The 23,206-nt window shown below is 36.0% G+C and carries 22 protein-coding genes and 1 pseudogene; 15 read left to right on the top strand and 8 right to left on the bottom strand.

The genetic code is table 11. The features are described from left to right. The first annotated feature begins 127 nt into the window (after positions 1-127). Positions 128-2,251 (top strand): polyribonucleotide nucleotidyltransferase, encoded by a 2,124-nt coding sequence (pnp, locus tag EsVE80_RS10750; protein ID WP_173103711.1) that lies wholly within the window; start codon positions 128-130, stop codon positions 2,249-2,251. Between the two features lie 91 nt (positions 2,252-2,342). Here pnp and EsVE80_RS10745 read toward each other — a convergent pair whose 3' ends face one another. Next, positions 2,343-3,080 (bottom strand): class I SAM-dependent methyltransferase, encoded by a 738-nt coding sequence (locus EsVE80_RS10745; RefSeq protein WP_173104193.1) that lies wholly within the window; start codon positions 3,078-3,080, stop codon positions 2,343-2,345. 102 nt (positions 3,081-3,182) lie between these two features. Further along, positions 3,183-4,475 carry an MATE family efflux transporter gene (locus tag EsVE80_RS10740; protein WP_173103710.1) on the bottom strand — a complete coding sequence of 431 codons (1,293 nt, stop codon included), beginning with the start codon at positions 4,473-4,475 and terminating at the stop codon, positions 3,183-3,185. A 262-nt stretch (positions 4,476-4,737) separates the two neighbouring features. On the opposite strand from EsVE80_RS10740, the gene EsVE80_RS10735 reads away from it, so the two are divergent. The 4 genes from EsVE80_RS10735 (at position 4,738) to EsVE80_RS10720 (ending at position 6,973) form a co-directional block, all read left to right on the top strand. After that, positions 4,738-5,739 carry a helix-turn-helix domain-containing protein gene (locus EsVE80_RS10735; RefSeq protein ID WP_173103709.1) on the top strand — a complete coding sequence of 334 codons (1,002 nt, stop codon included), beginning with the start codon at positions 4,738-4,740 and terminating at the stop codon, positions 5,737-5,739. 89 nt (positions 5,740-5,828) lie between these two features. Next, on the top strand, positions 5,829-6,092 hold the full coding sequence (locus tag EsVE80_RS10730; protein ID WP_173103708.1) for a GlsB/YeaQ/YmgE family stress response membrane protein: 264 nt from the start codon (positions 5,829-5,831) through the stop codon (positions 6,090-6,092). Positions 6,093-6,226: 134 nt separating this feature from the next. Continuing rightward, the gene (locus tag EsVE80_RS10725) at positions 6,227-6,568 is read left to right on the top strand and encodes a hypothetical protein (protein ID WP_173103707.1); all 342 of its coding nucleotides are present in this window, start codon (positions 6,227-6,229) and stop codon (positions 6,566-6,568) included. A gap of 12 nt (positions 6,569-6,580) precedes the next feature. After that, positions 6,581-6,973, top strand: a complete 393-nt coding sequence (locus EsVE80_RS10720) for an acetyl-CoA carboxylase biotin carboxyl carrier protein subunit (RefSeq protein ID WP_173103706.1) — start codon at positions 6,581-6,583, stop codon at positions 6,971-6,973. Positions 6,974-7,262: 289 nt separating this feature from the next. On the opposite strand, the gene udk is transcribed toward EsVE80_RS10720, so the two are convergent. The 3 genes and pseudogenes from udk to EsVE80_RS10705 form a co-directional block, all read right to left on the bottom strand. Beyond that, entirely contained in the window at positions 7,263-7,886 is a 624-nt protein-coding gene (gene udk, locus EsVE80_RS10715; RefSeq protein WP_173103705.1) for a uridine kinase, read from the bottom strand. Between the two features lie 58 nt (positions 7,887-7,944). Continuing rightward, on the bottom strand, positions 7,945-8,649 hold the full coding sequence (locus EsVE80_RS10710) for a YjjG family noncanonical pyrimidine nucleotidase (RefSeq protein WP_173103704.1): 705 nt from the start codon (positions 8,647-8,649) through the stop codon (positions 7,945-7,947). Between the two features lie 15 nt (positions 8,650-8,664). Then, positions 8,665-9,386, bottom strand: a pseudogene (locus tag EsVE80_RS10705) (16S rRNA pseudouridine(516) synthase). Positions 9,387-9,694: 308 nt separating this feature from the next. Here EsVE80_RS10705 and EsVE80_RS10700 point away from each other — a divergent pair. From EsVE80_RS10700 to EsVE80_RS10680, 5 genes are all read left to right on the top strand, one after another. Further along, complete coding sequence (locus EsVE80_RS10700) at positions 9,695-10,300, top strand: 50S ribosomal protein L25/general stress protein Ctc (protein WP_173103703.1); 606 nt, start codon at positions 9,695-9,697, stop codon at positions 10,298-10,300. A gap of 246 nt (positions 10,301-10,546) precedes the next feature. Next, positions 10,547-10,867, top strand: a complete 321-nt coding sequence (locus EsVE80_RS10695) for a DUF960 domain-containing protein (protein ID WP_173103702.1) — start codon at positions 10,547-10,549, stop codon at positions 10,865-10,867. Between the two features lie 483 nt (positions 10,868-11,350). Further along, on the top strand, positions 11,351-11,779 hold the full coding sequence (lacA, locus tag EsVE80_RS10690) for a galactose-6-phosphate isomerase subunit LacA (RefSeq protein WP_173103701.1): 429 nt from the start codon (positions 11,351-11,353) through the stop codon (positions 11,777-11,779). A gap of 85 nt (positions 11,780-11,864) precedes the next feature. After that, positions 11,865-12,380 (top strand): galactose-6-phosphate isomerase subunit LacB, encoded by a 516-nt coding sequence (gene lacB, locus EsVE80_RS10685; RefSeq protein ID WP_173102820.1) that lies wholly within the window; start codon positions 11,865-11,867, stop codon positions 12,378-12,380. 213 nt (positions 12,381-12,593) lie between these two features. Next, a complete protein-coding gene (locus tag EsVE80_RS10680) occupies positions 12,594-13,547 on the top strand; it encodes a Gfo/Idh/MocA family protein (protein WP_173103700.1) in 954 nt (317 codons plus the stop codon). Positions 13,548-13,612: 65 nt separating this feature from the next. Here EsVE80_RS10680 and EsVE80_RS10675 read toward each other — a convergent pair whose 3' ends face one another. After that, the gene (locus EsVE80_RS10675) at positions 13,613-14,920 is read right to left on the bottom strand and encodes a sensor histidine kinase (RefSeq protein WP_173104192.1); all 1,308 of its coding nucleotides are present in this window, start codon (positions 14,918-14,920) and stop codon (positions 13,613-13,615) included. A 15-nt stretch (positions 14,921-14,935) separates the two neighbouring features. Further along, complete coding sequence (locus EsVE80_RS10670) at positions 14,936-15,607, bottom strand: response regulator transcription factor (protein WP_173103699.1); 672 nt, start codon at positions 15,605-15,607, stop codon at positions 14,936-14,938. A gap of 159 nt (positions 15,608-15,766) precedes the next feature. Here EsVE80_RS10670 and EsVE80_RS10665 point away from each other — a divergent pair, with 159 nt between their 5' ends. The 3 genes from EsVE80_RS10665 to EsVE80_RS10655 all read left to right on the top strand — a co-directional run bounded on the left by EsVE80_RS10665 (position 15,767) and on the right by EsVE80_RS10655 (position 18,525). Beyond that, positions 15,767-17,254 (top strand): ABC transporter permease, encoded by a 1,488-nt coding sequence (locus EsVE80_RS10665; protein ID WP_173103698.1) that lies wholly within the window; start codon positions 15,767-15,769, stop codon positions 17,252-17,254. Between the two features lie 77 nt (positions 17,255-17,331). Beyond that, positions 17,332-18,003 carry an ABC transporter ATP-binding protein gene (locus EsVE80_RS10660; RefSeq protein ID WP_173103697.1) on the top strand — a complete coding sequence of 224 codons (672 nt, stop codon included), beginning with the start codon at positions 17,332-17,334 and terminating at the stop codon, positions 18,001-18,003. A 75-nt stretch (positions 18,004-18,078) separates the two neighbouring features. Next, positions 18,079-18,525 (top strand): YaiI/YqxD family protein, encoded by a 447-nt coding sequence (locus EsVE80_RS10655; protein ID WP_173103696.1) that lies wholly within the window; start codon positions 18,079-18,081, stop codon positions 18,523-18,525. Between the two features lie 98 nt (positions 18,526-18,623). Here the strand turns inward: EsVE80_RS10655 and EsVE80_RS10650 are convergent, their stop codons facing one another. Then, positions 18,624-20,348, bottom strand: a complete 1,725-nt coding sequence (locus tag EsVE80_RS10650) for an ABC1 kinase family protein (protein ID WP_173103695.1) — start codon at positions 20,346-20,348, stop codon at positions 18,624-18,626. 241 nt (positions 20,349-20,589) lie between these two features. On the opposite strand from EsVE80_RS10650, the gene EsVE80_RS10645 reads away from it, so the two are divergent. Together EsVE80_RS10645 and EsVE80_RS10640 are read left to right on the top strand one after the other, a co-directional pair. Then, positions 20,590-21,651, top strand: coding sequence for a D-alanine--D-alanine ligase (locus tag EsVE80_RS10645; protein WP_173103694.1), 1,062 nt, complete (start codon positions 20,590-20,592; stop codon positions 21,649-21,651). Between the two features lie 203 nt (positions 21,652-21,854). After that, positions 21,855-23,201, top strand: a complete 1,347-nt coding sequence (locus EsVE80_RS10640; protein ID WP_173103693.1) for a UDP-N-acetylmuramoyl-tripeptide--D-alanyl-D-alanine ligase — start codon at positions 21,855-21,857, stop codon at positions 23,199-23,201. The last annotated feature ends 5 nt before the right edge of the window (positions 23,202-23,206 follow it).

The raw sequence follows: 23,206 nt of genomic DNA, 5'->3' as shown, positions 1-23,206 counted from the left end.
AAAACTAAACAAAAGCTGGGGTAGTGGTAAGGCTAACTACTAACCAAATGAAAATTTTGAAAGAATATTTTTCAAAATTTTCATTTGTTTAGTAGCAGCCCACTATCTACAGAAGATAGGAGAAATTATGACAAAGCAAGTATTCAAAACAACTTGGGGCGGACGTGTTTTACAAGTTGAAGTCGGTCAATTAGCCAAACAAGCCAATGGTGCAGTTTTAGTACGCTATGGCGACACAGTGGTATTAAGTGCTGCTGTTGCTTCAAAAGAAGCAAAAGACACAGACTTTTTCCCATTGACTATTAATTATGAAGAAAAAATGTATGCCGTTGGTAAAATCCCTGGTGGTTTTATTAAACGTGAAGGTCGTCCTTCTACGGATGCAACATTGACAGCGCGTTTAATTGACCGTCCAATTCGTCCGATGTTTGCAGAAGGTTTTCGTAATGAAGTGCAAGTAACCAATATTGTAATGAGTGTGGAACAAGATTGTTCACCTGCAATGGCTGCTATGTTAGGCTCATCTTTAGCATTGTCTATTTCAGATATTCCATTTGATGGACCAATTGCCGGTGTTGAAGTTGGTCGTGTTAATGGAGAATATGTGTTAAATCCAACTGTTGATCAAGCGGAAAAAACAGATATTGAATTAAGCGTAGCAGGAACAAAACAAGCGATTAACATGGTTGAATCTGGTGCTAAAGAAGTCTCAGAAGATGATATGTTAGGCGCGTTGCTATTTGGTTTTGACGCAATTAAAGAATTGGTTGCCTTCCAAGAAGAAATTGTTGCAGCTGTTGGCAAAGAAAAAATGGAAGTTAAACTTTTACAAGTTGATCCAGAATTAAAACAAGATATTTATGAAAACTACTACAGCGTGATGAAAACAGCTGTTATGACAGAAGAAAAACTAGCTCGTGAGGATGAAATTGAGAAAGTAAAAGAAACTGTTAAAGAAGTTTATGCAGAAAAATTTGCCAATGTTGAAACCGAAGACTTGGTTCAAATTACAAAAGAAATCAAGCAAGTAGCAGAAGATTTGGAAAAAGACGTAGTACGAGAACTAATCACAATTGATAAGATTCGTCCAGATGGTCGTAAGTTAGATGAAATTCGTCAACTTTCCTCAGAAGTTGGTTTACTGCCACGGGTTCATGGTTCTGGTCTATTTACACGGGGACAAACACAAGCTTTATCTGCTTGTACTTTAGCACCACTAGGCGAACATCAAATTATTGATGGTCTTGGTGTAGAAGAGTCTAAACGTTTCATTCATCATTATAATTTCCCACAGTTTTCAGTTGGTTCAACTGGTCGGGCAGGCTCTCCTGGTCGTCGTGAAATTGGTCATGGGGCTTTAGGCGAACGGGCCTTAGCACAAGTAATTCCAAGTGAAACAGATTTTCCTTATACTATTCGTTTAGTTGCTGAAGTTTTAGAATCTAATGGTTCTTCTTCACAAGCCAGTATCTGTGCTGGAACATTGGCATTAATGGATGCCGGCGTACCGATTAAAGCACCTGTTGCTGGCATTGCGATGGGCTTAGTTTCCGACGGTGAAAATTATACAATCTTGACAGATATTCAAGGTTTAGAAGATCACTTAGGCGATATGGACTTTAAAGTTGCGGGCACAAAAGATGGTATTACGGCGCTACAAATGGATATTAAAATTCAAGGTATTACGGAACAAATTTTACGCGAAGCATTAGCACAAGCGAAAAAAGCCCGTTTTGAAATCTTGGAAGAATTAACTTCAACCTTGGCACAACCTCGCGAAGAGTTGAGTCCGTATGCACCGAAGATTGAAATGATTCAAATCGATCCAGAAAAAATCAAAGTGGTTATTGGTAAAGGCGGCGATACCATTAACGGTATCATTGAAGAAACAGGCGTTAAGATTGATATTGATCAAGAAGGTAAAGTTTCAATTGCCTCAGCTGATGCACAAATGATACAAAAAGCCATTAAGATTATTGAAGAGTTAACGAAAGAAGTAAAAGTTGGTGAAGTTTACTTGGGTAAAGTCGTTCGAATTGAAAAATTCGGTGCCTTCGTTAACTTAATCAAAGGGAAAGATGGTTTGGTTCATATTTCGCAACTTGCAAACGAACGGGTAAACAACGTAGAAGATGTTGTGAAATTAGGAGACGAAGTTTTAGTTAAAGTAACCGAAATTGATCGTCAAGGACGTATTAATTTATCCCGTAAAGCTTTATTGAAAGACGATAAAAAAGAAGAAACTAAATAATAAAACAGGTCTGAGACAAAAGGAATACTTTCCTTTTGTCTCAGCTTTTTTTGTTGAAAAAAACCACTTTCGCTAGAAAGTGGTAAGAAATTTAACTTTTTTTATTTTTTGCCTTTACAAGTAACATCATAGGACGCCGTAATTCATCTTTCATTCCCGGCTCACAAAGCATATCTTTTGGTGGCATAGGTTCTACCACATCCAAAAGGATAAAATTGTTTTTCAACAAAGTTTGCAAATACGTTGTTAGCGTGCGATGATACTTCACAACTTTTTCCTCTAAAAAATTCGTTTCACGTAAGCCTTCGGTAAAATAATTGTCAAGGGGATAATGTAACTTATTTCCCTGAACATCATAGTACCAATCTTCTGATCCTTCTGCGGTGAAAGCAGGATGTTCCACTGAAAAAAGCAAAATTCCCTCAGGTTTTAAATATTTTTTGATATTGGCAATTAAACTAGCAAAGTCAGCGACATAATGAATTGCTAAAGAGCTAATGACAATATCAAAAGAATCTGCCAGAAATGAAACTGTTGCAATATCATCTTGTACATAGTGGATAGGGTACGCTTTTGTTTTTTGTCTGGCTACTGTCAACATTTTCTGTGATAAATCAACGCCAGTTATATTCTTTGCACCGTGTTCAGCGGCATAAAGACAGTGCCACCCATAGCCGCAGCCAAGATCCAAAACTGATTTGCCATTAAAATTAGGCAATAATTTTTGGAATGTTTGCCACTCGCCTGCACCGGCTAATCCTTTTTGGCTACGGGACATTTGGCTATATTTATAGAAAAAATTCTCGTTATCATAGATGTTTTTCATTATTTTTTCCTCCATGTCATTTTGGCTTAAATGTCATGGAGTTAGGCTCTTTTGTGGGCAATCATGTTCTTCACCTGCTTTCTTTTCTTATTTTAGCACGTACGCTTAGAAAGAAATATTTTGGCGATAACTTTTTTTTACTTGTACGAATAATAGGCTGGCAAGCAATAAAGTGAAAAATTCACTTAAAGGTAAACTGCTCCAGACACCGATTATACCGAAGTTTTTCCCTAGTAAAACTACTAACGGAAGAATTAGTACATAGCCCCGCAATACGGCCACTGTGAAGGATTGTTTTGCATAACCAACTGCGGAAAAGAAAATACTAAAAACAATATTAAGGCAGGCACCTAACAAGGCTAAAAAGTAAATTTGTATTCCGTTGGTTGCAAGTTGTGTTAAAACGATATTATTTTCTCTGTTGAACAATCCCACAATTGGAAATTTAAAAATAGTGACTATTAGATATAGTAATAAGGCTAAAGACAGACTAACTTTGAAACCGTAACGTAAATAACTAAAAACTTTTGCTCTTTCTTTTTTTGCTGCTGCTTGTGAGATTAACGGTTGAATTCCCTGAGCAACACCAGTAAACAAAGACAAGCCGACCAATAATATATTGGCTAAAACACCATAGGCTGCCACAGCAATATCACCGCTTAAGGTAAGTAGGACTTGATTGAAAACTAAAATACTAATACCTGTACTCATTTCAGTCAAAAAAGAGGCTAAGCCCAATTGTGCGCTACGACTAATCGTTTTTAATTGGGGCAATGTAGGTTGCCAAAATAAATGGCGGTTGTTTTTTTTTCGATGGGTGCTTAAAATCATTAAACTTAAAACAGGAGATAATACAGTAGCTAACGCAGCACCAGCCATTCCCATATGCAAGAAAAACACAAAAATATAATCAAAAATAATATTGAAGAGACTAGAAAATAGCATCGCTTTCATTGCAAGTTGGGGATTATTGTCATTTCGAATGAAGGCCAGAACTAAATTATTACAGATAAAAAAAGGTGCCATGATTAAAATAAAACGCAAATACGTGGTCGTCAGCTGCAGTGTTTCTAAACTAGCTCCAAGTAAAGAAGCTAAAGAAGTAGCAGCGGTCACTCCTAAGAAAGTAAAGAACAGGCCTACTCCCATGCCGGTAATTAGTAGCTGGGAAAAATAGTTTCCTTTTCCACCTTTTAAGACAAATAACGTCGCGCCTCCCATTCCCAAAAGTAACCCCAGTCCATTTAATAAGTTGAAGAGAGGTAAAGCAATATTAAGAGCAGTTAAACCGAGTGTTCCTACACCGTTTGCGATAAAAAAGGTGTCTGCTAAAATATACAAAGATAACCCAAAAGTGCTTAAAACACTGCGCGCAACATAACCTCTAATTTCTTTCATAAAAATTCCTCCAAAAAAAGAGCAGAACTTTATCCTCCATTGGCCTATGGGATAAAGAGCTACTCTCAACAATTTTTTTGTTGGCAAAACCCGGCGATTTTGCATGTGTATGAATTAAATTTATTTTAGCAAGTTGTCTAATTTTGCGCAATCTTAATGAGCAAAGGTTCATTTTATTTTTCAAATGAAGTTACTAAATAAGAAAAAAATGGAAAAAAATCAATTTTCATTTATGTAATTTAGTAAGTAAGGAGATGATAAAATGGTTTATCAATGCTTGTTAGAAAAAGATGAACGATTGATTTGGCAAATTTATTTATTAAAACGAAGAGGTGGCTTTATTTCCTATGAGCGATTACAAAAAGAGTTCAGCTTTACTATAAAAAAATTTCATGGTTTATGTGATTGGTGGACAGAAATTGAAGAAAAAAAAGCAGTGGGTATTTGTTTTATAATTCAAAATACTGGGATAGAAATCAAGATTGCCAATTATTTTTGTGAAGCTCGTTTATGGCAGCATCTTTTGTTAGAGAGTCTAACATTTCAGCTATTATGGCAAAAATTAAATGATCCATTAATCTCGATTACTGAACTTTCGCAGCAGCATTATATTGCGCGCAAAACTGTCTCGCGGCGCTTGGAAACATTGCAGCCGTTGTGGGAAAATTTCAATTTGCGTCTAGATGATAATTTTCAAAATTGTCTTATGGGAATGGAAAGCCAGAAACGATATTTGATTTTACAATTAAAAAAGATGCAACTTCTATCTTATGAGCAGAAAAGTTATGAATTGTTATGTTTTATGCAGAAAGTTAGTGAGAAAAGGAAAAATTTTGGTTTTAACATATCCGCAATGGAAACAAAAATTTTACATAGTCGTGCGCCACAACTAGCTTATCAGCTTGATGAAAAAGGCTGGCAATTTTTGTTGCAACAAGTATTAGGGGCAGAAATTTGGTTGCCTAAAAGTTATTCTAAATTTTTAATGGCATTGGAAAAAGAGCCACAATTACGCTCACTTTTATTAGCGGATAAAAAAGCCATTTATCGCTATCATCTTTGTTTGCAACTTTTTTATGGTGAGAGCTGGGAGGAGTTTTTTACACCACAAACTTATTTACCCGAAACGTATTTGATACAAGAGCTCAGTGGCATTTATGTGAATAAGTACGCCCTCTTCACGCGTAAACATACCAATATTCTTAATGGCTACAATTTTTTATTAAAAAAGAAACTTTCCACTTTAGAATTAAGAAAAGTATAATTTTATCTGTGCTTTTATTGCATATAATTATAATATTTTAGCGAAAAATGATAAAATATGCGTAATAAGTGACGGAAGTAGGTGGCAGTATGCTGGAATTATTTTGGTCTTTAGTAGTTGGCAGTGCTTTAGGTCTATTGGCTGGAGTAATTATAGGAAATGATGTCCGTAGCGGTTTTTTAGGCTATATGGTGACAGGTTTTTTAGGTAGCTGGGTTGGGCGGATTTTTCTTGGTCCTACTGGTCCAGAAATTGGCGGCTTTTATGTAATCCCTGCTCTAGTCGGTTCAGTCATGTGTCTGGCTGTCTGCTCATACCTCTTGCAAAAAATTCGTCAACTGGGATTTTACTAATGGATTTTTAGTCACGCATTTTGCGTGGCTTTTTAATTTGATTAAAGTTATTTACTTTTTTTTGTAAACGTTTTAATTTGTGCTATATTAAAATAAATAGAATGACTTCTTTTTAGCTTTAAAGGAGATTGCTGATGAAATTTTGGAATCGCTTATTTGGCAAGAGTCAAACAAATAAAAGAATGCATCAAGTTGTTCCACCAACTAAAATAGCGCCAGAGAAAATATCTGTTGAAGACGAAGGATGGGAAGAAATTCCTTTTTTTATTCCTAGTGAAGCAGTTGAAAAGGAGCTAATAAGTTTGATTGCCACCAGTATAGCAGCTGAAAACCACACAGAAAGTTCTTTTGTAATTAAAAAAATTATGAAAAAAAATCCTGAAGTAAAACACATAGCAATAATTGTAGCAAGTATTGCATCTGGGGTGGCGCCAGCGTCACAGTTTGTTATAAGAAAAATTTACCAAAAAAAATAAAGGAGGAATGATATGTTACGAAAGTTTAAAATTTCAATTGATGGCAAGGAATATTTAGTCGAAATGGAAGAGTTGGGAGTGCCAGCTGTGCAAGAAGAAAGGGCAACAACGAGTGTTACAGAACCAAAGCCTGCACCAACTTTGCCAACAATGATGCCCCCGCAAGCAAAAAATTCGACAGTTTCTTCAGAAAGTCAGTTGTTGACAGCTCCCATGCCAGGTACAATTTTAAAATTACTAGTAAATCCTGGCGAATCTGTTAGTGCCAATCAACCGGTAATGATTTTAGAAGCTATGAAAATGGAAAATGAAATTGTAGCCCCAACAGATGGACATGTTGCTGAAATTTTAGTGCAAGTTGGAACAATCGTCAACGCGAGTGATCCTTTGATCTCCTTTAATTAACCCAAGTACTAATGGACTATCTGATAAAATGCCTGTAATAGTGATAAATGGTTTAAAGACAAATTATTAGGATAAAAATAGTTGCCAAATTTTTTGGAAGGATTTGCTGATGTCTTAATTTTTATCTTAGAAGATGTCATAAAAAGGCAAATTTTATAATTTTGCAAAAGACCGACCTTGTAAGTAAAGTTACAAGCGTTAGTCTTTTTGTTTTTAAGAGTTTTTGCGGTGAAGTTGAGCATGAAAAAATACCTATCAAAAATAGGTATTTTCAATCAAGTATTCTATCTTACGACAAATAGCTTGCCACTTTTGTCGTGATTAAGTCAACTGCGACGTGATTTTCTCCACCTTCAGGCACGATGATATCAGCATAGCGTTTGGTTGGTTCAATAAATTGATGATACATTGGTTTTACTACAGATAAATATTGTTCAATGACAGAATCAAGAGTACGCCCTCGTTCTTCCATATCGCGTTTGATACGACGGATGATTCGAATATCATCATCTGTGTCCACATAAATTTTAATATCCATTAAGTCTCGTAGACGTTCATCTTCTAAAATTAAAATTCCTTCTAAAATAATGACTTCTTTTGGTTCTTGTACGAGAGTTGCTTTGCTACGTGTATGAGCTACATAGTCATAAACAGGTTTTTGAATTGCTTCATAACACATCAATTTTTTGATGTGTTCGATTAAAAGATCGGTATCAAAAGCAAAAGGATGATCGTAGTTTGTGTTCAAACGTTCTTCAAAGCTTAAATTACTTTGATCTTTGTAGTAAGAATCTTGTTCCAGCATCATGATCGAATGGTCGGGAAAATTATTGAAAATTGCCCGGCTGACACTGGTTTTACCACTACCAGAGCCACCAGTCACACCAATAATGATGGGCTTGTTCTTTGTCATGAGAAAACCTCTTTCATTTTTTGTACTAGGTCTATTATATAGATTTTTTCAGAAAATGCTATGCTTTTTCGTCAAATGAGGTGCCTAAAATAGGATAGAGTTGCTCTAAGTCCTTAACTTCATAAGTTGGTTTGACATCTGGCAGTAATTGTTTTGCTTCAGGATTTAACCAGACACTATCTAAACCAGCATTATTGGCTCCTTTAATATCAGAAGTTAAAGAATCCCCGATTACCAATGCCTTTTGCGCAACAAAATGCGGGATACGTTTTGCCACGTAGTCAAAATATTCTGGCATTGGTTTTTGATAGCCAGTATCTTCAGAAACAAAAATGTCTTTAAAATAAGGAAGAAGTTTGGCATCTTCTAAACGCTTGTATTGGGTTTTGGAGACACCATTTGTGACCACGTATAAATCTGCTTTGTTTGCCAGATCAGCAATAATCCGGCGGCTATTACCTAATAATTGATGACCTTGCGTTAAATAGTGGCGATACTTTTGGTCAAGTTGGGAGCCATCAACATTTTTACCTAAATTAGCAAATAATTTTTTAAAACGACTGTCTGTTACTTCTTGACGGCTTATTTTTCCTTGTTCATAATCTGCCCATAAGTGACGGTTCATCGTCTTGTAATATTTTTTTATTTCTGGTGTCAAGGTGGTATTCATAGTGTTAAAAAGCTCTTGTAAGGCATGATCTTCAGCGGCCTTAAAGTCTAACAAGGTATCATCTAAATCAAATAGCAAGGTGGAATAATTCATTTTTCTAACTTCTTTCTATCTAAAATAAGGTTTTAATAATGTTAACTGGGTCTTTGTTAAGGGGTGATATTTTCCAGGCTGCGAGTTTTTAGGTAAGTATAAAGGACCCATTGCAATTCTGCGTAGAGTGATCACTTTTTTTCCACGAGCTAAAAACATTTTTTTTACTTGATGAAATTTACCTTCCCAAATAGTTAAATGAATCAGGCTGTGACCTGTTTTATAATCACTATACAAGATTTTTAAATCCGCCGCTTGACAACGAGTACCGTCTGAAAAAACAATTCCTGCTTGAAAGTGGTAAATATCTTCATTTGTCACAATCTCGTTGATCCAAGCTTCGTAAGTTTTTGCTACTTTTTTACAGGATGGAGTAAATCATAGACTAGTTGCCCGTTGTTTGTTAAAAGCAAAAGGCCAGAAGTATCACGATCAAGTCTACCAACGGCGGACAAATCGTCAAGTTTATCGGTGGGGGTTAAACAATCAAATACGGTTTGATGATTTAAGTCAGAATTAGCAGTAACAACACCTACTGGTTTATCCAATAAATAATAGACTTCGTTAGTGAAAAGGACTTGGTTGTTTACCATGATTTTATGAATTTGACTGTCAACATTACGATTTTGTCGAAATTCTTTTACCCCATCGATTGTTACTTGACCACTTAAAAAAAGACGTTTCATTTTTTTACGGCTGGTATGTAGCTTCTTTTCAATTAATTTATCTAAGCGCATATTTACTCCTTTATTCAGTAACAAAGTCTTATTCATTATAGCGAAAAAAAGAGGATTTTCCAGTAAAACAGCACTTTCCTTGACTTAAAATTAAATAAGGCCTAAGGTTAAATAGTAAAGTAAATAAAGTTTCTCATACACACAGCGTTACGACCTGGTGGAGAAAGTTTTAACCGACTTTGACAGGACAGTTGTGTATACGGCTGTCCTTTTGCGTATTTTTATACGTACCACACTGATGTGCTGAGTAACAAATTTGCTTTTAAAGATTACCGCAAAAGCGGCCAAAATTTAGGAGGAATTTAGTTATGGCAGTAAAATTAAATGTAGAAAAAAGAGCAATTCGTCCCCGTTCCCTTCGCAATAAATTGCGTCACGAAGGTAAAGTTCCAGCAGTTGTAAATGGTTACCAAATTGAAAGTACGCCAGTTGCAGTGGATGCAGCAGCTCTTGAAAAAATCTACCGTGAACACGGTGCCAATGCTGTTATCGTATTAAGCATTGACGGTAAAAACGTGAACACATTAGTCCGCGGCACACAATCAGATACTTTTACTAAAAAATTAACACACGTAGAATTTTTGTCAGTCAATATGACAGAAGAAACAGAAGTAGAAGCCGAAGTATTACTTGTCGGTGAAGCAGCAGGGGTCAAAGCTGGTGGCGTGTTAACACAAACATTGTATAATGTTGTTGTTTCAGCAACACCTGATAAGTTGCCAGAACGCATTGAAGTTGATGTTACAGCACTTGAAATCGGTGACGCACTAGCAGTTGCTGATTTACCAAAAGATGCTGACTTCACCATCGTAACTGATCCGGAAGAACAAATTGTAGCGGTGAGCGAAGCACAAGTTGCTGAAGAAGAAGATAGCGAAGATGCAGCTCCAGAAGCACCGGCTGAAGCTGAATAATTTTGTTTAACAGCACCGCTTTTTGCGGTGCTTTTTTTGTCCACTACTGTTTAATTTGCGTAGTGCTAATTATTTAATCAAAACTTTTATAACTTGCCTTTATAAGTGCAATTTTTTTGCATTATTACTTATTTAAAGTATGATAGACATAGAATTGATACTGCTGTTTAATCTGCGAATCAAGGATGGAGAAAAAGCCACTTAAAAAAATGATCGCAGTAAACACTGTCTTAGGAGGTTTTGAATTTGTTTGAAGTATTTGATAAAAAACGTAGCCGCTTTGCTTCTGTTGGCGTTGTTTCCAGTATGCCAGGAGAATTAATTGACAGCATTTGGTTTATTATCGACCTTGATTTAAAAGGGGTAGTACCTTTAAATAATTTAATCGCTTTTGAATTACTTAATCACGATGGCAAAGTAACAATGCATTTTTCACAAGAGAATAGTGAGGTTGAAATGGATATTGACTTACCATTTCCATTTTCTTATGAATTGCCACAAGAAGTTTATGCTTATGATGATGGCAAACAGCAAACAATATTGTTGCCAAGTGAAACAAATCGTTAGACCCACGGAAGCTGATTTCACCTTTAAAGATGAATATTTTTCGTTAGAAAAGGTTGGTTTCCAGAATATGCACGTTATGTTGATTCATAATGGATACTGATTAAAAACAAAAGATTGACAAGCGATAGATTTGCAGTTAAAGTAATGGACATGCGATGAGTCGATAAGACCAACTTGTTTGGTCGAGTCAACAGCAACACCAGAAGAAAACTTCACTGCCGGATTTGCAGGGTGTTGGAAGTAAGGTAGTGGACGACCAAGCTTCTACCAATTTTGGTACTGGAAAAAAACAGTCTCGAGATTTTTCTCGAGGCTGTTTTTTTATTGCGTAAAAACCACTGAGAGAAAAAAATAAGCTTTGCAGCAAAGATAAAACGGTTTTTCAAACACTTTTAAACATAGTATTTTTAAAAATGTTTGAAAAATGTTTTTAAATGTTTTATTATAAAAGGGAAGATGAAATTAATGGAGGAGGAAGATACAATGCGTGTTGTAATTGGTTCAGATGCACAAGGGATGAATTTAAAAGAAACTATTAAAGAATATTTAGTAGCAGCAGGATTTGAGGTTGTTGATAAAACACCAACGCCCGCGGTAGATTTTGTTGATTCAACATTAGCCATCGCAAAAGAGATTAAAGAAAATGAAGGTGCAATGGGAATTGCCTTTGATGGCTATGGTGCAGGTAGTTTTATGGTAGCAACCAAAGTGAAAGGCATGGTCGCAGCAGAAGTTTCTGATGAACGATCTGCTTACATGACACGAGAACATAATAATGCACGGATGATTACGATTGGTTCTGAAATAGTAGGAGAAGGATTGGCTAAAAATATTGTCAAGGAATTTTTAGCAGCCCATTATGATGGCGGGCGCCATCAAATTCGGGTCGACATGCTAAATAAAATGGCATAATTGTTTTATTTTATCTATGGATAAAAATATCACTTTTGAATGACAAATAATGAAATGAATCTTTTGATGAGAGGGAGTATGAAACATGAAAATTGCAATTGGTTGTGATCATATTGTGACAGATACAAAAATCGCAGTTTCTGATTTTTTGAAAAGTAAAGGTTATGAAGTAATTGATTGTGGAACGTATGACTTTACCCGCACACACTACCCTATTTATGGTAAGCGCGTGGGGGAAGCTGTAGCTAGTGGTGCTGCAGATTTGGGTGTAACAATTTGTGGAACAGGTGTTGGGATTACCAACTCGGTAAATAAAGTGCCTGGTATTCGAGCTGCATTAGTGCGGGATATGACGACGGCGATTTATTCCAAAGAAGAATTAAACGCAAACGTGATTGGCTTTGGAGGAAAAATTACCGGAGAATTTTTAATCAACGATATTATTGAAGCTTTCATCAAAGCTGAATATAAAGAAACGCCAGAAAACCAAGCATTAATTGAAAAAATCAATGCAGTTGAAGGACCAAAACCAGAACAAGCGGATTCTCATTACTTTGATGAATTTTTAGCAAAATGGGACCGTGGCGAGTATCACGATTAATTTTTAGCAATAAAGCGGAGATTTTGTAAATTCTGTTTATTTCTGTTAAATTTTAAATACAGTTATAAAAACCAGCAGTTGATATTCAGCTGTTGGTTTTTGTTATAAACGAGGATAGCCACTAAAAGTGCGTATTTATTTTTAAAGCTATGGGTAGCAAGAAAATCTGTATAATTTTTGACAGTAATTATAGTTTTGAAAGGAGAGTAGATCATGATTTCTTATGGGATCGTCAGTACCGCATCTATTGTACCACGTTTTGTAGCGGGGATACGAGCTAGTAAGGAAGGAAATGTAGCAGCGATTGCTTCACGAGAATTAGCCAAGGCACAAAAAGTAGCAAAGAAACTTCAGATTCCAAAAGCTTATGGTTGCTATGAAGAATTGTTTGGCGATGAAGAAATTGATATCATTTATATTGCAACTTACAATAAAGGACACTACGAGACTGCCAAGCAGGCGCTAGAAGCAGGAAAGTCCGTATTGCTGGAAAAACCGTTCACTTTAGCAGCTGATGAAGCGAAAGAGTTATTTGAAATAGCTGCAAGAAAAAAACTTTTTTTAATGGAAGCTCAAAAAGCTGTTTTTCTACCGATTACTTCAGCAGTAAAAAAAGCTATTGAAGCTGGAAAAATTGGGGAAGTCAAATTCATGCGTTCAACAACCTCCTATCCTCATATTGACCATGTCAAGTGGTTTCCGAGTTTGGAAGCAGGGGGTGGAACTTTGCATGGCTCAGGCAGTTATCCACTTCATTATATGCACTACGTTACAGGTAAGAATTATCAAGATGTTACAGGTAACGCAATCATGCCACAAGGACGTTCTGACATGCAAAGTGATTTGAGTTTGAAATTTGGGACGGATATTTTAGCCAACATTTTTATCACGACTGAGTTCGGGACTGAAAATGGTATGACAATTTATGGAACCAAAGGCAAAATTGAAATTCCAAATTTTTGGAAAACAGAAGTTGCTACTATTTTTACTCAAGACGGACAAGAAACGTTACAAATTCCTTTTACGAGTGAGTTTGCCTATGAAGTCGACCATGTGAATGAATGTTTAAAAGAGGGCTTGCTAACAAGCCCAATCATGACGCCCGAGTTGACAATTGAGACCGTGACACTTGTGGAGCAACAATATCAAAAATGGTTACAAATTTAAGTAAAATTAAAGGACCAACAAAAAATTACTCACGATAGTAATTTTTTGTTGGTCCTTTTGTATAGTTAATGTTTAAAAGGGAGTTTGACTCTGAAAATAACCCCGCTTGGCTTTAAGTCGTGAACGGAAATTTTACCCTGATGGTCTTTGACAATTTGTTGTGCAATAGCTAGTCCTAAGCCAAAACCACCACTGTTTTTATTGCGAGAACGTTCTTCTCGGTAAAAACGTTGAAAAATTTGGTTCTTATCTTCGTCTGCAATATTTGCCCCAGTATTACGAACTTCTAAAAGCCAATTGTCATGTGTAATCTGAGAAAGAACTGTAATTTTATCTCCAGCTTTTGTGTATTTCAAGGCATTGTCTAATAAAATAACTAGTAGTTGATGGATTTTTTTTTCATCTGCGATAACTTTTTCACTCGCGTAGTTTTCTAAAATAAAAGTTTTGTCATCTAACTGTGCAATCTCTTGGAAAGGCTTGGTCAATTGTGCAATAAAAGGCTGAGGAGTGATCGTGGTTAAGTCAAGGACTGTTTCATTGGCATCGCTTCTGGCGATTGTTAATAGATCAGTCGTAAGAGAATTTAGCCGTCTTGTTTCATTTAGTGCTTGTGCAATGACTTCAGACTCTTCTAAGACAGTATGATTGGGTGTGGTAAACAATTTTTGCAAACTATTTTGAATAATGGTCAGTGGCGTCCGTAATTCATGGGAGGCATTTTCCACGAATTCTTGTTGTTTTTGCCAGGCTAATAGAATGGGTGTCATATTTTTTTGGGAGATAAAATAACTGATTGCTAAAGATAACAACCAAAAAACAATCATACACATAATCAAAATTGTTTGGAATGTCTGTAATGATTCATCAATTTGATCGGTGTTTTCTAATAATTGTACATAGGCAACGTCTTCTTGTGGTGTTGTCAGTTTACGCATAATAGAGCGAAAATGTAATGTTTGATTACCACTTTTAACGGACAAAGCCTGAATAGTATTTAGATTTTTTTTACTTAATTGTAAATTTTGCAGCTCTGCAAAACGAGCGCCCAAAACCGCTTTATTCAAAATTTTCCCTTCTGCGCTCCAAAGAATTATTTGTGAATTGAAGCGATTATTTCGCGTAGTTGCTGGTGGAAAATCATTATTTTTAGGTGCTAAAAATGGATTATCTGTTTGTAGCCGTGATATTTCCATAGTAATGACACGATTATCTTGACTAGTGTTTTTTAAGGATTCATCTGTCTGTTTATAAGCAGAACTTTGCAATAGTTGTAAAACGATAAAACCCAATAACAAAAAAATAAGTGCAAACGCACCTGCATTTACTAAGAAAAACTGACGGCGTTGTTTTTTTGACAGTTCTGTATTCATAATCATAATATGCTCCTACTCTTGCAATAAATAGCCGACATTGCGTAGGGTCTTGAAATCATTAGCTATACCTGTTGGTTTTAAATGTTTACGGAGGTGACTCATATAAACTTCTACCACCGTTAGCGTTGTATCCGAATCAAATCCCCAAATACGATCAAAAATTTGTTCTTTTGTCAAAATTACACCTTTGTTTTGAATGAAATATATGAGGAGTTCAAATTCTTTGCCTTGAACTGCTAGCACATCGTTTTGAAAAAGGACTTGTTTACTTTGTAAATTGCAGCTAATTGGTCCATATGTCAGTATGTTTTCTTCATATAAACCAAGGGAACGTTTTAATAGTGCTTTTACCCGTAATAATAATTCTTCGCGATAAAAAGGTTTCGTCAAATAATCGTCTGCTCCTTTTTGAAAACCAGTAACTTTATCATCAATACCATCTTTAGCTGTTAAGATTAAAACGGGTGTTTGAATATTTTGTGTCCGTAATTGTGCCAACACTTCGTAACCATTTAACCCAGGTAGCATTAAATCCAATAAGATTAAATCATAAATATTACTTTGGGCTTCAAACAGCCCAACCTCCCCATCAAAGGCCTGCGTGATTTCCCCTAGTGGCTGAATGATTTCTTTTATATTGTCAGATAAGGTCTGTTCATCTTCTATAACCAGTAATTTCAACATACATTTCACCTCGGTTTAATTTTACCATGTTGACCATAAATGAAACTTAATTTTTCATCGGTTATATAAAAGATAATTTTTTGTTGTTTTAAGCCGATTTTAAGCTGAAAAAAATAGGCTAAAAAAGTAAGTAAAAACAACAAAATAGGAGGACTTAAAATGAATTTTTTTAAGCGCGCTTATCAGAGCCTGTGGGCTAAAAAGGGGCGAAGCATATTATTAATTGCGGTCTTTTCAGCAATTCTAATTTTTGTATTAGCTGGATTGACAATTAAAAGTGCGGCTGAGGTTGCAAGTGAAAATGCCAAAAAAAGTATTGGCGCAACTGTGACTTTGACTACAAATAGAGAAAAGATGTTTGAGCAACACAAAACGAGTGAAGGGGAAGATAGTCGTCCAGAACCAGGTAATTTTGAAATGACGCCCGTCAAAATAGAAGATGCAAAAAAGATAGCTGCTTTAAGCGGTGTGAAAGATTATTCATTTGAAGTGAGCACTTCTGCTGCGAAATCCACTGGAATAGAGCCAATCTCGACTGAGGAAAACCAAGATCAAGAAGATAAGGAAGATGAATCGGAGGAAGAAAATGGTTTTTCTATGCCAGCTGGAGGAAAAATAGAAAAGATTAGCCAAGGAGACTTTCAAATCACCGGCGTTTCAACTAGTGAGACCTATAATAGTTTTGCACAAGGAACAGCAAAAATTATAGAAGGTCAAAGCATTACCACTGAAGATGAAAGTAGCAATAATGTTCTGATTGAATCAGCGCTGGCTAAAGCAAATGGGCTAGCAGTTGGAGATACTTTCAAACTCAAAGATAGTGATGACAAAGCCGTCACGCTTAAAATAAAAGGAATCTATGAAACCAGTGATAGTGGTACAAGTATGGGAATGCGCTTTAACTTTATGAATCCAGCAAATACAATTTTTACTTCCTACACCTTAGCCAATCGGTTAAAAGGTAGCGAGAGCACAGACACCATTGATTCAGCACTTTACAATTTATCTGATCCAAAAAATATGGACAGTTTTGTTGCAAAAGCTAATAAATTAATTGATACCGATACCTATAGCATTCAGACGAATGATCAAATGTATCAGCAAATGGCGCAGCCATTAGATAATGTGGCAAAATTTGCGCAAAATATTATTATTCTCGTAGCGTTAGCCGGTATTATTATTTTGACCTTGATTGTCATGTTAACCATTCGCGAACGCCGGTATGAAATAGGAGTGCTGCTTTCATTAGGAGAAGCACGCGTAAAAGTCATTTTACAATTTTTCACAGAAATTTTTATTTGCATGTTATTTGCTTTATTGCTTGCGACAGCAAGCGGCAATCTGGTTGGAAATGTTGTGGGAAATCAATTACTTGAACAACAAAATCAGACTACCCAAGTGGCAAGTAACCAACCAGCCGCAAATCAAAATAGAGGCGCTAGGCCAGAAGAAGCACCAGGAAAACAAAATGGCAAGTTCGCTAGCATGATGACGTCAAATAAAGCTGTCCAGGAATTGAAGATTAAAGTTTCACCGACTGAAATAGCAAGTCTTGTGGGTATGGGACTTTTAATCAGTATGGGGGCCATTTTATTAGCAAGTATTGGTATCTTTCGTCTTAATCCTAAAGAGATTTTAGTATCTTAAACGTCGATTACCCGGTTAAAAAATACACTACTAACAAATGAATCTAGATTAAGTGTTTTATCAAAAGGAGTAGACAAATGACATTAACAACACAAAATTTAAGCTATTGGTATGATGCACAACAGCCACTATTTGAAAATATCAATTTAACATTTGAAAGAGGGAAACTTTACGCAATACTTGGTACGAGTGGGTCTGGAAAAACTACATTTTTATCTTTAATTACAGGCTTAGATGAACCAAAAAATGGAACTGTTTTATATCAAAATCAATCCCTAAAAGAAATTGGACTTAGAGAATACCGTCGCAAAGATGTTTCAATTGTTTTCCAAGCATACAATTTATTACCCTATATGTCAGCTTTGGATAATGTTTTAACTGCAATGTCGATTGCCAAGACGCAACAAGGAGATCCTACTGCCTATGCCTTAGATAATTTAGCACAAGTTGGAATTACGACAGATTTGGCTAAAAAGAAAATTACACAGCTTTCAGGGGGGCAACAGCAGCGGGTGGCGATTGTCCGAGCGTTGTGTTGTGATCACGAATTGATTGTAGCTGATGAACCCACGGGTAACTTGGATGAGAAGACTTCAAAAGAAATCGTGACGTTGTTTCAAAAAATAGCCCATGAACAAAATAAATGCATTATTTTAGTGACCCATGAAAAAGAAGTTGCGAAAGCTTGCGATACAGTGTATGAGCTGTCTAATCAACAATTTCATTTGATTGAAAAAATGGCTGATTAGAAAAAGAGAAAAATTTGCTAAAAGATCGCTCCTACGTCATACTAGTTGTGAAAAGATTGATGAGGAAGTGAAAATATGCGTTTTGTAGTGGATGGGGATGGTTCACCAGTAAAAAAAGAAGTGATTCAGCTAGCTAAAAAATATCAAGTGGATGTACTAATCGTGACCAGTATCGATCATTACACAACAGAAACTTATCCAGATTTTGTGCAATTCATTTATGTAGATAAGGGAGCTGACAGTGCAGATTACCGCATTGTAAAAGAGATTAAAGCCGATGATTGGGTGATAACGCAAGATTATGGATTAGCTTCATTAGTTTTACCAAAAGGGGCACGGGTATTTCATCATAGCGGAAAAGAATATTTGTTAGAAACAATTGATCAATTGTTAGAACAACGTTACTTAGGCGCTAAATTAAGAAAAGCCGGGCAACGAACAAAAGGACCAAAAGCGTTTACGGCAGAAAATCGGCAAGAATTTGTTACCCAAATGGAAAAATTACTGAAAGAAATAGAATAAAAAAGCAGTATTGTAGTCAAAATACATAAATTTCGACTGCAATACTGCTTTTATTGTTTCTTTTGTTTTTGCGCCAATCCAACCGTTAAGTGAAGGTGCTATTTTTTAAAGCGGCGATAAAGATACCCAATAGCCAATAGTAAAATAGTCACAAAGGCAGCAATATAGCCAAACAATCCCAAATTGTTAACAAACTTCGGTTGAGTATCCGGACTTGAAACGACTAACAAAGAAGAACTTAAAATTACAGCTGCTAAAATCAAGGCAACGACAATCCGATTGAGCATTGTTTCAAGCCGATCTAAAATTTGTTTTTGATCCTTGATTTCTAAATTGACCCGACTCTTACCGTTACTAATGGTATCAAGTGCATTGCTGATTTTTTCTGGTAATTTTGGCAAGTTCCGTAAGTTTTTAAAGAGGTTTAAGCCTTGCCGTTTTGCTTCCTCTTTAATATCAAATTGCTTGAAAAAATATTTTTGCGCGAATTTTTGTAAAACTTCCATCATAGAAAGTTCAGGATCCAATTCTTCAACAACACCTTCTAATGTACCAAAGGCTTTAATTAGCATTGTAATCGCTTGATCCATTTGCAAATTATTGGCGTTACAAATCCTAATAACCTGACTTAGCACTTGTTGTAAATCAATTTCTTTTAAAGACAAGTGATAATACTCCACTAAAAATTGTTCGAGTTCGTCGTGAAACCGGTATTCATCAAACGGTCCTTCTTGACGGCACAAACGCAACACAGCCTGGGCTACAGCTGTAGTATCTTGGGTATAAAGGGCAATGACTGTATCTGTCAGTTTTCCTCGCAAAGTATCATCTAAACTGCCCATCATACCAAAGTCCAAATAGACAATGCGGTAAGGTTGGCATTTTGCAGTTGTTTGCCATCTTGCTTCGTATCCCCAAGGTCCAAATTTACCTACTCGTTCTTTATCAGAAGCGTTGTTTTCTTTTGCGCTGATTAATTGAAAAAAAAGATTCCCAGGATGTGGATCAGCATGGAAGAAACCATCTTCAAAAACTTGTTTCATAAAGGATTCGACTAAAAGCAGACCAATTTTTTTCTTTAAGTCTTTTTTGGTAACATCTTCGTAGGCGACTTCTTTTGCTGGTGCCTCTAGTAAATAACGTAGACTTTCTCCAGGCATAAATTCTAAAACAATGACTTTCTTTGTACAGTATTCATGGAAAACTTGTGGAACTTTGACTTCATGCCAATTATTGTTATTTTTATAAAAACGTTCTGCATTTTTGCTTTCTTTTAAAAAATCTGTTTCGTTATCAAGAGAAGTTTTGACTTCTCGTAAAACACTACGCAAATCAATGACTTTTGTTTCAGGAATTTTCGCAAATAAAGGAATGGCTTTTTCAAATAAGGCCAAGTCGACATGGATAGCTGAAATGATGCCAGGGTGTTGGACTTTTACTACCACTTGCTGGCCGCTTTTTAAAGTCGCACGATGAGCTTGACCAATTGAAGCAGAAGCAAAAGCTTTTTCTTCAAAATCGGCAAAAATAGTATCAAGGGGAAGTTCCCACTCGGTTTCTAATAGTGCTTTGACCGCTGTAAAGTCATCACTTTTGACATTATCTTGCAGGCTTTTAAAGGCTTTAATATAAGCAGGTGAAAGTAAATCAGTGCGTACGGATAGCATCTGCCCAATTTTAATGAAAGTTGGCCCCAACTCTTCAAAAGCAGTTCTAACGGCAGTTGGATTTTTTTGCTGGGTAAAATTTTGGATAACTTTATATTTTGTAAAAATTTTGATGATTGTCTGTAGCCGCTTTTTTTTAGAAACTTCTGCGCTCATTTTTGCACCTCCTACAGGTTCAAACTAAAATGGATTGCTTTTCTTCTATGGTACTGTCTAAATGTTGTGGTGACAAATAATACAGTTACAAAAAGAAGTTAGGAGCTATTTTAAATGAAATTTACAAATAAATTTGGTCAGTACGCTCAGCTACTTTTGAAATATTATGTCGCGAAAGTCTTTTTTGTGCTAAAATGTGAGAGATAAAAAAGATGTGAGTTGATCACGGGAGGAAATACTTTTGAAAATCGTATTATTATATGGCGGTCGCAGTGCCGAGCACGATGTCTCAATTCTTTCAGCTTATTCAGTGCTGAATGCTATCTACTACGACTACTATCAAGTCCAACTAGTTTTCATCACAAAAGACGGCGTATGGGTCAAAGGTCCATTGCTAACTGAAAAGCCAAAAAATGAATCAGTTCTTAACTTAACTTGGGATACAAAAGATGCAACTGGCGAAGTGATTTCACCAAGCACTATCAAAGAAGAAGATGCTGTTGTTTTTCCATTGCTACACGGACCAAATGGTGAAGACGGTACCATTCAAGGCTTCTTAGAAACGATCGATATGCCTTATATTGGTGCGGGCGTCTTAACAAGTGCTTGTGGTATGGATAAAATTATGACGAAATATATTTTACAAGCTGCAGGTATTCCGCAAGTTCCTTATGTTCCGGTATTGAAAAATCTATGGAAAGAAAATCCTAAGCAAATTTTTGAACAATGTGAAGGTACTTTGTTGTACCCAATGTTTATCAAACCAGCCAACATGGGTTCTTCTGTTGGTATTTCAAAAGCGGAAAACAGAGAAGAATTACAAAACGCCTTACAAGAAGCGTATAAATATGATACACGGGCAATTGTAGAACAAGGGATTGAAGCGCGAGAGATTGAAGTTGCTATTTTAGGCAATGAAGATGTCCGCACAACTTTAGCGGGTGAAATTGTCAAAGATGTAGCGTTTTATGACTATAATTCTAAATATATCGACAACCAAATTGTCATGCAAATTCCAGCGGAAGTAACAGAAGATGTGCAAGAAAAAGCGCAAGAATTTGCGAAGAAAGCCTACATTATGCTAGGTGGTAGCGGATTGTCTCGCTGTGACTTCTTTTTAACCAATAAAAATGAATTGTTTTTAAATGAATTAAACACAATGCCTGGTTTTACCCAATATAGTATGTATCCATCACTATGGGAAAAAATGGGATTAAAATATGGTGATTTAATCGAAGAATTGATCCAATTAGCATTAAAACGTTATAAACAACGGCAAAGCTTTTTAACCGACGTGAAATAAAAAAAAGGTGAGATGATTCTTTGCGAATATCTCACCTTTTTTATTTGAATACAATAGATTTGCTCGTTTATTGGTTAATAATTTGAGTTGATTTTTGCCACTTAAGTCAAAAAGTGTAACGGAATTTATAAAATCTTTTTCATTAAAAAGTCAAGTCGGTTTGGGTAGCATTGGTCATGAATATGTTTAGAATGGAGATCAAAATGAAGTTAACTGTTAAAGAAATTGCTACTTTATTTGGGCAAAATGAATTTCAAGAAGAAACGATTATCTCAACTATTGAATTTGATAGTCGCAAGATTACAAGCGGTGGCTTGTTTGTTCCTCTAGCGGGGGAACGAGACGGGCATGACTTTGTCGCCGCCGCAAAAGAAAACGGGGCAGTCGCAACATTTTGGAGTCGAGATTTAAAAGATGCGCCAACGGATATGGTTGTCATTTTAGTTGCTGATGTTTTAGCGGCATTGCAAACTTTAGCACAGTACTATTTGCAAAAGGTCAATCCAAAAGTTGCAGCAATTACTGGTAGTAATGGTAAAACGACCACAAAAGATATGACGGCGGCTGTAATGGCAACACAGTTTAAAACATACAAAACACAAGGCAACTATAATAATAATATCGGTATGCCTTATACGATTTTGCATATGCCAACAGATTGTGAAGTTTTGGTATTAGAGATGGGAATGGACCATGCAGGAGAATTAACAGAACTTTCTTTATTAGCGCAACCAGATGCTGCGGCAATTACAATTATTGGTGAAGCTCATATTGAAAATTTAGGTTCTCGTACAGGGATTGCCAAAGCAAAAATGGAAATTACTGCGGGATTAAAACGGGATGGCTTGTTGGTAATTCCGGCTGATGAGCCTTTATTAACGCCACTTATTGTTGATTTGCCACAAAAAATCACTACTTTTGGCTTAGATAGGGGCAATCTAACAGCAACTATTACAAAAGAGGATAAAGCTAAAACAACATTTATGATTCACAAGACAGAATACACGATTCCCGTTATTGGGGGGTATAATGTTAAAAATGCATTGATTGCGTATGCTCTGGGAAAATATTTTGGCGTGTCACCACAAAATATTCAACGAGGATTAGCTGAATTTCAATTAACTAAAAATAGAACAGAATGGCTTGCAGCGAAAAATGGTGCCCAAATTTTGAGCGATGTGTATAACGCCAATCCAACTGCTATGGGATTAGTCTTAGATACAGTCTCTAATTTAAAAACAGACGGACGTAAATTAGCAGTCTTAGCTGATATGTTGGAATTGGGGCCAGATTCAAAAACAATGCATGCGAATATGGCATATCATATTGATGACCGCTTCAGTGTCATTTTCTTATACGGTAGTGAAATGAAAGCTTTATTTAATGCTTTGACCCAAAAAGATAGCCAGTTTACGGTGTATCATTTTGATAAAGAAAATAAAGCTGAACTAATAAAATTAATTCAAGCTGAGTTGCAACCGACGGATACGATTGTATTAAAAGGTAGTAACGGAATGGGCTTAACAGAAGTTGTATCAGCTTTAGTGTAAAAATG

The organism is Enterococcus saigonensis (assembly GCF_011397115.1).
Lineage (GTDB): Bacteria > Bacillota > Bacilli > Lactobacillales > Enterococcaceae > Enterococcus_C > Enterococcus_C saigonensis.
Note: the sequence above shows the minus strand (reverse complement) of the source record. Positions and strands in the feature narration are given on the sequence as shown.